We start from the raw sequence: 9,842 nt of genomic DNA, 5'->3' as shown, positions 1-9,842 counted from the left end.
GGGCGAGGTCATGCTGGCGTCGGCGCACAATGGCGACCTCGCCAACGCGCGCAAGTACGGTTTGATGACCGGCTTCTTCCTGCGTCCCACCGAATTCGGCCCCAACCAGGCGATCGACCTTGCCGCCGAGGCGGATTGGGATGTCATCGCCGACGACATCGAGGACATGGCCACCAAGCTCGACACCTGACGGTGGCGGTCGCGCCATTGGCGCCGGCATTCTCCTTCTCGGTCGTCCTAGGCTCGCCCGCTTCCTACCTCATCCTGAGCTTGTCGAAGAACACTGTCCCGATTGCGAAGGCAGGGCGTGGTGACGACAAAGCGCGGCCATCCCTCCACCCGAATATCACCGTTTCCTCGCCGTTCGCGATGCCGACATGGTGAACAACGATTTGAGCCCTCTTGCCGGGGCGGCTAGGACTTCGGTTGGGGATTTGCCTTAGGACAGTGCTCCCAGGCAATATTTGTTCGGCTGCATGCTTCTATAATTCATCACCCCTATCACCGAATAGCTTCAGCAAACGAATTGGAGGTCTTCTTTCGCAGCAGGGAGGCAATGCCGGTACCCCAGGTACCGCATTCGCGAATGGCAGGAAGAGTTTGGAGGAGGAATTCAATGAAGAAATATATAGCGGCAGCTTTATTCTCGCTGTCCCTGGCATTTGCCGCGACGGCCCAGGAAGCCGCGCGACCGGACTTCATACCCGAGGCCGACTGGGGCAAGATCAAGGGTCTCATAGATCCGAGCCGTGTCCAGTGGCAGCCTTACAAGGGGATCGCCGTCAAGCAGGACGGGTCGCCCTACAAGGTGCTCTATTTGCCGGTGTGGATGGGCGACGACTACCAGGTCATCGCGCAGCATCTCCTGCAGACCCAGCTCGAGGAAGCCGGCGCGACCTTCACCACGAGCTCGGCCGAATTCGACGTGCCGACGCAGACGCGCCTGATGGAAGACGCCATCGCCACGCACGCCTACGACGCGATCGTGCTGCATCCCATCGACCCGACCTCCATGGCCACCACCATCGACAAGGCCATCGCATCCGGGATCGACGTCTACAACTGGGTGCTTCCGGCCAACACCGACAAGCTCACCGGCTTTGCCGGCTATGATGCCGACACGATGGAAGGCAACGGCCAGATCGGCGTGAAATTCTCCGAACTCGCCAAAACGGCGGGCGCTACCGCCGAGAAGCCTTATCGCGTGCTGGAGATCTGGGGCGCACGCGCCCTGCCGATCTGCCAGGCCCGTCACCACGGCGTCGGTCTGGGGCTGGCGGGAGATCCCGCCGTCGAGATCGTCGAATCTGTCGACACGTCCGGCCAGCCGGAGTCGGTGATCAAGGCTATCCAGGATGCCTTTGCCCGCTATCCCGACATCAAGGCCATCTATCCCCAGTTCGGCGATGCCGGCGCCATCACAGAGGGCCTGCGCTCCGTCGACCGTCTGGCGCCCGCCGGCGATCCGAACCACGTCGTCGTCATCCTCCAGGATATCGACAAGGCGATGCTGGCACCTTTGCGCGACGGCACCTTCGACTTCACGGTGTCGAACAACCCGTGGCACCAGATCGATGTCGTCGTGAAGCAGTTCCTCTGGCACACCGTGCTCAAGCAGCCGTTGGGCGACGGCGATGCCAATTCCGGAACGGTCAAGCTGCCGCGCCGGGTATTGCTGCCGATGCCGCTCCTGACGGGTGCGACGATCGACACGGATGCAGCGCATATGTGGGGCGGAACCGTCGCCTTCACCGACATGCCGCTCGGGAAGTGGAACTACTGGCCAGTCCTCGACACCAAGGAGATCGGCCTCCCCGTCCCGACGCTCGCCGACCGCAAGAGCCTCCTCGGCTATTGAGGCGCATCCGTTCGTCGCGCGGGTGGCTGCAATTCCACCGCGCGACAGACGCCGGGCGGTATCCAGGGAACAGGTGAGACACGCGTGGGTGACATCGTCCTGAGCATGGTGGGCATCACCAAGTCCTTCGGGAGCATCAAGATTCTGAGGGACGTGGCGCTCGAATTGCGCGCCGGCGAGGTCCACGCCCTTCTCGGCGAGAACGGCGCCGGCAAAAGCTCATTGATGAAGATCCTCATGGGCGTGCTGCGGCCCGACAGCGGCGAATACACGGTGCGCGGCAAGCAGGCCCAGTTTTCCAATCCATCCGAGGCGCAGCGCAACGGCGTCTCGATGGTCTATCAGGAGTTCGGCCTGGTCCAGTATCTGAGCGTCACCGAGAATATCCTTCTCGGCCGCCTGCCCGCCCGCTGGGGCAAGGTCGACTGGCCCAAGGCGCGCCAAGAGGCCGCGCAGATCCTGCAGCGGCTGGGCAGCAGAGTGTCGCCCGATGCCACGGTTGGCGACCTGAAGGTGGCCGACCAGCAGGAAGTGGAGATCGCGCGCGCCCTCTCCTACGATCCGGCCGTCTTCATCATGGATGAGCCGTCCTCCGCCTTGTCGCGCGTCGAGATCGACAATCTCTATGGCCTCGTCAGGGTGCTCAAGCAGCGCGGCGTCGCCATCGTCTACATCTCGCACAAACTCGAAGAAGTCTTCGCGCTCGCCGACCGGGTGACGATCCTGCGCGACGGCGCCGTCGTCAAGAGCTGCGGCATCGCCGAAATCGACATGGCGACGCTGGTCGAGCGCATGACCGGCAAGCCGGTTGACAGCACATCAACGTTGCGGCAGGCGGCCGGACCGGGCGCCGGCAGGCTCCTCGAACTCTCCGGATTTTCCGCCGACGGCCTGTTCGAAGGAATCGACCTGACCATCGCGAAGGGCACCATCGTCGGCATCGCCGGCGTGATCGGCGCGGGCAAGAGCGAACTCGCGCGCGCCATCGTCGGTGCGCTGCCGGACGGAACCCGTGTCAAGGGCGGCCTTCACTTCGATGGCGTGGCGGTGAACGTCGCCACGATGACGCCGAGCAAGGCGCGCCGGCTCGGCATCGGCTTCGTCAGCGAGGATCGCCAGGCCGAAGGCATCGTCCAGGAGCACTCGGTCGGCTTCAACATCGTGCTGCCGGCACTGAGCCGAGTGACGACTGCGGGCGTGCTCGTCGGCCGCCGGGTGCGCGGCCTGGTGGCCCGAGTGATGGACGATGTGGGGCTGCGGCCGCGCGAACCGGGCAAGCTCGTGCGACTGCTCAGCGGCGGCAACCAGCAGAAGGTGGTCATCGGCAAGTGGATCGCCGCCGGTTCGAAGCTCCTCATTCTCGACGAGCCGACCCGGGGTATCGACGTCGGCGCCCGCCAGGAGATCTACGACGTCATCCGCAGTCAGGCGCGGGAGCGGGGCGTCGGCGTTTTGCTGCTGTCATCCGACATGCGCGAGATCATGGTGGCGTCGGACCGCATCCTGATCATGGCGCAGGGCCGGATCACACGCGAAGTCGCGCCCGATCGGGTCAGCGAGCGCGACTTGCTCGAAATGGTGCTCGTGCGCGGCGACAAGGGCGCCGATATCGCTGGCGTGCCGGAGGCGCACGGATGAAGAGCTTCCTGCGCAACGACAACGTGCTGCGCGCGCTGATGCTCGTGGCGCTGATCGTCGTGTTCGGCCTCTTAACCGGAGGCGTTACCTACAGTGCGCGCGGGCTGTCCAACATCCTGCTGCAGAGCTCCATCATCGGCATAGCCGCTATCGGCCAGACCTTTGTCATCCTGACGGGAGGCATCGACGTGTCGCTCTACGGCATCGGCGTCTTCGCAAGCGTACTTGGCGCTTCCACGCTGACCAGCCGCTTCGACCTCAACATGGTCGGCGGCGATCCTTGGCCAGTTCCCGTCGGTATCGCGATTATCCTGCTCGTCGGCATCGTGATGGGCGCCGTCAACGGCCTGCTGGTCGCGCGGCTGCGCGTGCCCGCGCTGATCGCGACGCTCGGCATGTGGCAGATCGGCCTGGGTCTCGCCCAACTCGTCGGCGGCGGCTACACGATCACCGATCTGCCTTCGAGCCTTAGCATGCTGGGACAGGGCTCGATCCGGGGCGTGCCCGTGCCGGTCATTGAGATGCTCCTGCTCTTCGCGCTGGCGCATTTCGTGCTCAGCCACACGTCCTTCGGCCGGGCCGTCTATGCCGTCGGCGGCAATTCCGCCAGCGCGTATCTCTCCGGCATCAAGGTCCGGCGCGTGCAGTTCCTCGTCTTCGTGATCTCGGGACTGATGGTCGCACTCGCCGCCCTGTCGATCGAATCGCGGATGATGTCGGTCTCGATCAGGACGCTGAGCGGGCTGCAGCTCGACAGCATCGCCGCTGTCGCGATCGGCGGCGTCAGCATCTATGGCGGCCGCGGCACCGTGCTCGGCGTGTTGTTAGGGACACTGATCCTCGCCGTCATCGACAGCGGCCTCGGCGCCATGGGCGCCAGCACCGACGTCCAGAACACGGTCAAGGGTGCGGTCATCATCCTGGCGGTGTCGATCGAATTCTTCCGCCGCCGCGAGCGGCCAACCCGCATCACGGCCTGACATGCAATTGCGGAGGCAACCAGAGTGATCGTCGACCAACTTCGGGAAGCGAATACCGGGCCGGGCCGCCGAGGCTTTGGCTTCGGCGTACTGACCAGCGACGACTTCGTGCGCCTGCTCATCCTCGCCGCCTTGATCGCGGGGTTCGCAATCGTCACGCGCGGCGCCACAATCGGCACCGAAAACCTCGCGAACGTGCTGATCCAGTCGTCCATCCGAGGCATTGCCGCCTGCGGGCAGGCGTTCGTGGTGCTCACGGTAGGCCTCGATCTCTCGGTGAGCGGCATCGTGGCGGTGACGCTGATGGTCGGCGGCAGCCTCGTCACCACCAACCCGCAATTCAGCCTTCTCGGCGTCGCGATCTCTCCCCTTCTCGCCATCCCGGTGATGCTCTTCGTTGGCGTCGCGTTCGGCACCGCCAACGGTTTCCTCGTGGCACGGCTGCGGTTGCCATCCCTGATTGTGACGCTTGGCGTCTGGCAAATCGGCGTCGGGCTCGCCTATCAGGTGACCGGCAGTGGCTTCGTCGACAGCATCCCCTCGAGCATTGCCTTCATCGGCCAGGGCAGCCTGCTCTACGTGCCCAACCCGGTCATCCTGTTCTTCGCGATCGTGGCGCTCAGCTATTTCGTCCTGCACCGGACCGCTTTCGGGGCCGAAATCTACGCCGTTGGCGGCAATTCCCGATCGGCTTTCATCAGCGGCGTGCGCGTGGTGCGCGTGCGCATCATCGTGTTCGCCATTGCCGGCAGCTTCTATGCGATCGGCGCCGTAATCAGCATGTCGCGCTACATGAGCGCCACGATGGCGCAGACGACCGGCCTCGAACTATCGACGATCGCCGCGGTTGCCATCGGCGGCGTCAGCCTGTCGGGCGGCAAGGGCAGCATCGTCGGCGTGCTGCTCGGTACGCTGATCATCGGCGTCGTCGACAATGGGTTGAGCATCACTGGCGTCGGACCCGCCCAACAGGCGATCCTGAAAGGCGCCATCATCATCTTCGCAGTGATGCTCGACGGCTTTTCGCGACGCTGATGGCGCGCCCGGCTCGCCGCCGATCCGATCAGAACACCGCCCGCCAAACCTCGGGCACGAAGGCTTACGAGCGCCGTTCCTGAAATCGCGCTCTCATTCCGGGGTTCGCCTGTCCGGCATCCAGATCATGCGACCCTCCAGCAGGTTCTTAGTCCGCAGTCCAACCGCCGTCGATGATCATGGACGATCCCGTCATGAGAGAGGATGCATCGGACGCCAGGAAGACAACCGCCCCGGTTATGTCGTCGACATGACCGATGCGGCCAAGCTTTATCTTGGACAGCACCTCCGCCCTGAAGGCCTCATTCTTCAGGAAATTCTGAGCCAGCGGCGTTTCGACAAACGTAGGGCAGACGGTGTTGACACGGATCTTGTATGGAGCCAGATCTATTGCCGTAGCCTTGGTCATCCCCTCCATCGCCCATTTAGAGGCGCAGTAGACGCTGCGCGTCGCGGCACCGACATGGCCCATCTGCGACGACATGTTTATGATGCTGCCACTCACGCCTTGCTCGACCATGCGTCGCGCGACGATCTGCGCAACAAAGAAGGAAGCACGCAGATTGAGGCCCATGATATCATCGAAATCGGCCTGCGTTACATCAAGGAATGGGTTGGTGCGGTTCATCCCGGCATTGTTGACCAACACATGAAATGCCGGCCTGTGTGAAACAGCTTCACTCACTGCCGAAACGTCCCGGATATCGAGCGCGATGGCTTCGGCTCGTCCGCCCGCGCGAGTGATATTGGCCGCGGCGGCCTCCACCTCGCTCAATGTGCGGGCGGCCAGAACAACCTCGGCACCAAAGTGGGCGAGCGCATGGGCGGCGGCCAGTCCCAGCCCCCGCCCAGCTCCCGTAATGAGCGCTCGTTTTCCGTCCAGCCTGAAATTTGGCGCGACTTGATTTTCCTCCATAAATCTCTCTCCATTTGTTTGAAATTGGGAATACGTATGCGCACGCATTTGCTAAATGAGACTCTGGCGTTGATAGTTCAGGCGGTGTTGGTAGAGCCGCGAATGACCAGTTCGCCGGATATGCGAATAGCCGCTGGTGTCGGCATTGAGCACGACGAGCTTTACCCCAAGCTCGTCCGCTCCCTTCTTCATGAAAGCGACATAGCTGTTCCAGAATTGCGCATCCATGGTCGGCACGACAACGCCGACGTAGGTTGATCGGCGGCGACAGCCGCCGTTGACAAGAAAGCCGCGGCAGCGGCGCCGATAAAGGCCGATTTCAGCTTCGACAAGAAAGCATGGTTCCTCCAACCCGTTCGCAACAGAGCCCAAACGCTCCAAATCGCTGACTTGATTCCTATTTTTTTGACAAGAACTGCGCGATTACGAGAGTCAGCTGACGCAGTTTGACGACCTATCGCTTACCACGCGCGGGCAAAATCAGTCAAAATAATTCCAATAAGACCAAAATCGATGGCAATTCGTTCATTGCCATGACAAACCAGTGGGCTCGCCGGATAAATTCGTGATATTCGCGATGCTGGGCTCGCTGTGATTCCGGTGAGCGCGTTGCTGCACTGTGCGGAGATACGAACGTGGCTAGGAATGTTCGAAAATCAACGGTGGAAGAAATGGGATCCTCAGCTTCCGGCGGGTCATGGGAAGACGATGGCGGGCGTGGACGGGTCGATCTTATTCCGGCCAAGCGTCATGCTTTCATTCTCGAATGCCTTAAACGGGAAGGAACCGTCGGCATTCAGGAACTCATCGATCTCATCGGGGCGTCACCTTCAACCATCCGGCGCGACCTCGAAACACTGGAACGGCAAGGAGCATTGGAGCGAACGCATGGCGGAGCAATGCTTCACCGCACGGAACTCGCCACCTTCGAGCCGGATCTCGCCACTGCCGCACACTTCGCCAGGGCTGAGAAGGAGGCCATAGGTGCGGCCATGATGTCGGAACTTCGCCCCGGGCAGAGTGTCATTTTCGACGCAAGCACGACTGTTCTGGAAGTCGCCCGCGCCATCGCGGCTGCCCCCATCGCGCTTACGGCCGTCACCAACAGCCTGGCGATCGCCCAGATCCTCGCAACCGTGCCGGGGATACGCCTCGTCATGCTTGGAGGCACCTGCAAGCCGGGTTCTCTAACTCTGGTTGGCCAGCCTGGCGAGAATTTCCTGCGCACCATCCACGCCGATGTGGCAATTCTTGGCACTCATGCCATCACCGGAGACATGCTCACGGAGACCTCGCTTGAGGTCGCGGCGATGAAGCAGGCGATGATCGCCGCGGCGCGCCGCGTCGTCGTGCTTGCCGACAATTCCAAATTCACCACTCCGAATTTCTGCACCATCTGCCGGCTGGCCGATATCCACCAGATCATTACCGACGAGGGCATCGATCAGGCCAACCTCACCAATCTTCGGACGCTCGATGTAAACGTCCGAGTCGTTCGCGTCAGCCGTTCGGGTTCTTCCGTTGAGCGCTCTTGAGGCCGTGGATATCCGGATCGTCGCCGACGACCTGACCGGCGCCCTGGATAGCGCGGTTTGCTTCGCCTCGCCGGGCCAAGGTGTTGCGGTGAGTTGGCAACTGGATCGCGCGTTCTCGGGCCGTTTGGCTGTCGATATCGCCACACGTGAGGGCGCCGAGACAACGGCCGTCGCCAGACACTTGAAGTTCGCGCCATGGTTGGCCGCCGGACAACTGAGCTTCAAGAAGATCGACAGCCTTTTGCGCGGTCACGTCATTGCCGAAATAGAAGCCTGCATCGTCGAGGGTGCGTACCAGCGGGTTGTTCTGGCACCAGCGTTCCCATTTCAGGGCCGCGTTACACGCCTTGGGCGTCAATGGCGACTCGATCGGCCCGAAATGGTAGGTCCCGACATCGTCTCCGGACTAGGCCAGCGCTTTTCGTCCGGCCGGGCGGTACCGGGGGCGCGACCACTTCATTTCATCACCCTCTACGACGCCGAAACGGACAAGGACCTGGACGAGATCGTTGCAACGGCGGGCGCGCCCAGCACACTCTGGGTTGGTACGGGCGGCCTGGCTGCAGCGCTGGCGCGACACCTGAGCATACCACGCAAGCCTGCTCCGGCATTGTCCGCCCCGTTCCTGGGCCTTGTCGGCACAAATCACGAAGTCACGGCGGGACAGGTGGCCTCGTTTGCCGCCAAGCATGCTGATGGGCATATCGTTGTGGAACGCGACATCGACAAAGCGAAAAGGGATCTGGCAAAACGAATCATGCGAGGTGCGCCGTCGGTTGTCACCGTCGTTGCATCGGGCGATCGCCACGCGGTTTCAGGTCATATCGGCAAGGTGTTTGCGTCGCTTCTCGACGGTTTGCCAAAGCCCGGAACGCTGCTCGTCACTGGCGGCGAAACATTGCGATCGGTGTGCTCCAGCCTCGGCGTCGTCGAACTCACGGTCGAGAGCGAGATTGAACCGGGGCTTCCGATCTCCAGAATCAAAGGCGGCGTTTTCCAAGGGCTAGCCACAACTTCCAAATCTGGCGCGTTCGGCGACAGCGCCCTCTTCTGCAGGCTCGCGACTCTCGCGCGTCGCTGATCAAGACGGTCGCCGGCAAAAGCACAGGGCGGGTCCATTCCCGCCGGTCAAATGACGTCAAACGATGCTTCAGCCGCCTGCTACAACGGCCCTGCCCTCCCAGAGAGGGATTCAGGCCGGCGGATTTCGTCGCGCAGCTGATTACGAATGACCGAAAAAGAAAACTATTGCGCATCCATGGTTAGAGGGATTAGAAGATGACCACAATTGACCGATTAGAGGCGTTTATGTCTGGTCCAAGACTCGGCATCACAATGGGTGATCCTGCGGGCATCGGCCCCGAGATCATCGCCAAGGCATGCGCACGGCTGAAACCGCGCCTTGCCGACGGGTCGCTGTCCCTTCTCATCATCGGCAGCGTCACCGCGATGCGGACAATGGAGTCGATTTCTGGGCGCATTGAGGAGGAACAACCGTCAGCTTCGGCCGCTGGGACGTTTCCCGCTGTAGCCATTCTCGAAGCCGGCCCCGAACAAACACCCATTGAGACAGGCATCATGTCGGCTGAAGGCGGGCGCCTCGCCTATCTGGCGATCGAAAAAGCTGTTCGCCTGGCCCAGGCCGGTTCAATTGCCGGTATCGTTACGGCTCCTCTCAACAAGGAAGCGCTCAACCTGGCCGGCTATCACTATGCCGGCCACACCGACATGCTGGCTGAGCTGACAGGCGCGCGCGATTCCGTGATGATGCTTGCCCATGGCGATTTTCGCGTCAGCCACGTCTCGACCCACGTCGCGCTGGCCCAGGTTCCATCGAAACTGACCGAACCTCGGTTGCGGCGGGTTATCCAATTTGCGGT

General features: G+C 62.2%; 9 protein-coding genes and 1 pseudogene. 8 read left to right on the top strand and 2 right to left on the bottom strand.

From position 1 onward, the window contains the following. The 5 genes and pseudogenes from EN914_RS12050 to EN914_RS12030 form a co-directional block, all read left to right on the top strand. Positions 1-190, top strand: a pseudogene (locus tag EN914_RS12050) (haloacid dehalogenase type II); the annotation flags it as partial. Between the two features lie 426 nt (positions 191-616). Continuing rightward, the gene (locus tag EN914_RS12045) at positions 617-1,858 is read left to right on the top strand and encodes a sugar ABC transporter substrate-binding protein (RefSeq protein WP_024504867.1); all 1,242 of its coding nucleotides are present in this window, start codon (positions 617-619) and stop codon (positions 1,856-1,858) included. Positions 1,859-1,942: 84 nt separating this feature from the next. Further along, on the top strand, positions 1,943-3,496 hold the full coding sequence (locus EN914_RS12040; RefSeq protein WP_024504866.1) for a sugar ABC transporter ATP-binding protein: 1,554 nt from the start codon (positions 1,943-1,945) through the stop codon (positions 3,494-3,496). Beyond that, positions 3,493-4,476: an ABC transporter permease gene (locus tag EN914_RS12035; RefSeq protein WP_024504865.1), complete on the top strand. Its 984-nt coding sequence runs from the start codon at positions 3,493-3,495 to the stop codon at positions 4,474-4,476. Before EN914_RS12040 ends, EN914_RS12035 begins: the two co-directional genes overlap by 4 nt. 24 nt (positions 4,477-4,500) lie before the next feature. Continuing rightward, entirely contained in the window at positions 4,501-5,511 is a 1,011-nt protein-coding gene (locus EN914_RS12030) for an ABC transporter permease (RefSeq protein WP_024504864.1), read from the top strand. A 148-nt stretch (positions 5,512-5,659) separates the two neighbouring features. Here EN914_RS12030 and EN914_RS12025 read toward each other — a convergent pair whose 3' ends face one another. Next, positions 5,660-6,427 carry an SDR family NAD(P)-dependent oxidoreductase gene (locus tag EN914_RS12025; RefSeq protein ID WP_127389093.1) on the bottom strand — a complete coding sequence of 256 codons (768 nt, stop codon included), beginning with the start codon at positions 6,425-6,427 and terminating at the stop codon, positions 5,660-5,662. Positions 6,428-6,478: 51 nt separating this feature from the next. Next, positions 6,479-6,664, bottom strand: a complete 186-nt coding sequence (locus EN914_RS12020; RefSeq protein ID WP_127389092.1) for a hypothetical protein — start codon at positions 6,662-6,664, stop codon at positions 6,479-6,481. 434 nt (positions 6,665-7,098) lie between these two features. On the opposite strand from EN914_RS12020, the gene EN914_RS12015 reads away from it, so the two are divergent. The 3 genes from EN914_RS12015 to EN914_RS12005 form a co-directional block, all read left to right on the top strand. Continuing rightward, entirely contained in the window at positions 7,099-7,962 is an 864-nt protein-coding gene (locus EN914_RS12015) for a DeoR/GlpR family DNA-binding transcription regulator (RefSeq protein ID WP_024505184.1), read from the top strand. Further along, positions 7,949-9,043 carry a four-carbon acid sugar kinase family protein gene (locus tag EN914_RS12010; RefSeq protein ID WP_032899622.1) on the top strand — a complete coding sequence of 365 codons (1,095 nt, stop codon included), beginning with the start codon at positions 7,949-7,951 and terminating at the stop codon, positions 9,041-9,043. The genes EN914_RS12015 and EN914_RS12010 overlap by 14 nt, the downstream gene beginning before the upstream one ends. A gap of 197 nt (positions 9,044-9,240) precedes the next feature. Further along, positions 9,241-9,842 (top strand): 4-hydroxythreonine-4-phosphate dehydrogenase PdxA (locus EN914_RS12005; RefSeq protein WP_245497817.1); only part of this gene is annotated, 602 nt, incomplete at its 3' end.

It is taken from the genome of Mesorhizobium sp. M7A.F.Ca.CA.001.08.2.1 (assembly GCF_003998455.1).
Taxonomy (GTDB): Bacteria; Pseudomonadota; Alphaproteobacteria; order Rhizobiales; family Rhizobiaceae; genus Mesorhizobium; species Mesorhizobium ciceri.
Note: the sequence above shows the minus strand (reverse complement) of the source record. Positions and strands in the feature narration are given on the sequence as shown.

Excerpts from the sequence above, each read along its gene's own strand:
- EN914_RS12045 (WP_024504867.1), top strand. The coding sequence starts at position 617 with ATGAAGAAATATATAGCGGCAGCTTTATTCTCGCTGTCCCTGGCATTT.
- EN914_RS12035 (WP_024504865.1), top strand. The coding sequence starts at position 3,493 with ATGAAGAGCTTCCTGCGCAACGACAACGTGCTGCGCGCGCTGATGCTC.
- EN914_RS12025 (WP_127389093.1), bottom strand. The coding sequence starts at position 6,427 with ATGGAGGAAAATCAAGTCGCGCCAAATTTCAGGCTGGACGGAAAACGA.
- EN914_RS12015 (WP_024505184.1), top strand. The coding sequence starts at position 7,099 with ATGGGATCCTCAGCTTCCGGCGGGTCATGGGAAGACGATGGCGGGCGT.